The 1180-nt window shown below is 56.9% G+C and carries 1 protein-coding gene; it reads right to left on the minus strand.

Features of this window, described 5'->3' with window-relative positions; genetic code table 11:
- Window positions 1-44 precede the first annotated feature (44 nt).
- Window positions 45-971 carry a DUF4747 family protein gene (locus tag QQS14_RS16375; protein WP_285908091.1) on the minus strand — a complete coding sequence of 309 codons (927 nt, stop codon included), beginning with the start codon at window positions 969-971 and terminating at the stop codon, window positions 45-47.
- Between the last annotated feature and the right edge of the window lie 209 nt (window positions 972-1180).

Genomic DNA, 1180 nt, shown 5'->3' on the forward strand with positions numbered 1-1180 from the left:
CTCTTCGGCCAATACAGAACGGGCTTCTTGTTCTCTTCCATAGACTACCGGCGCTTTGCCTCTTTCGCGACCTGGGCCGCTCTTGCGGTGAATTTCCCGATGTTTTCCTGAGCCACCGCGACCAGACAGGAGAGTGCGCTTTTCCCTTTGGAGTAAGCTCCACGAAGCTTCACCGGGTGCTCGGATGTCTTCTTGGTCACCTTCTGCCGCTCGGCGTCATACCCTTCCGCCTTCACATAGCCGTTGGAAAGCGAGAGCTTCATGAAGCCTCTGGTGTCGGCATCAGGCTTGATCCCGTCGTCCTTGGTTCCCGTCCATGCCGTATGCACCTTCCTGGCATGCTGTTCCTGCATCCGCCTCAGGGCTTCGGCCTCATCCCCATCGTTGTCGTCGGGATTGGGCAGGGTCACATCCACGATCAGCTTTGTCAAAGCAGGGATACTCAGAATCTCTTCGATGGATTGCTCAGAGCTTTCAACCGTGACCGTCACCTCGCCGTACTTCTCCCGGATGGATTCGTGGGCAAAGAGGTTCGCCAGAGCCTTGGCGACACGGGCGGGTGAAAAGGTGATCTTTTCATTATTCTCCGTGTGAGCCGTCGGAAAGAAAAACCGATGCCCCTTTGGCAGGAAGACATAAGGAGCCGTCTTGCAGTTGGGCTTCATCGCCTCGGGAATGTTGACGACCGGCTCCCCGTCCTCTGATTCGACGGCTTCCAGTTTTTCCAGGTCCATCCAGGCCGCACGCAGGTCAATCTCGGTGAACTTGTGGAGGAAGCCGGAAAACCCCTCCAGGGGTTCATCCCTGTTGATGGGGACGGGCTTGTTGAGGATGAACTGTTCCGTGCCCAGATATTTCGTCGGATGCTTCAACGCAAAGGCGTCCAGCATCAAGCTGGCATAGCCTTCGGGCGAGTGGGGGTGAGTGACGATATTCAGCACGGCAACTTCCATTTTTTTCACATTACCCATGTCATCTCCCTTCGCGTCTTTTAACGCATGCTAAAGCCTTATTCCCACCACTCGCCAGCCCCGCCCGGCCAGCTACCCCGCCTTCTTCACGTCTTTCCCTTTTGATTGCGCAAGCAGAGCAACCATCGTTTCTGCACTCCGGCGCGCGTCTTCCGGGCTGGCCCGGTAGTTGGCGATCAGCGCGGACTCACGGGAGTTGAGCTCCGGCT

Source organism: Pseudodesulfovibrio pelocollis, assembly GCF_030282845.1.
Taxonomy (GTDB): Bacteria; Desulfobacterota; Desulfovibrionia; order Desulfovibrionales; family Desulfovibrionaceae; genus Pseudodesulfovibrio; species Pseudodesulfovibrio pelocollis.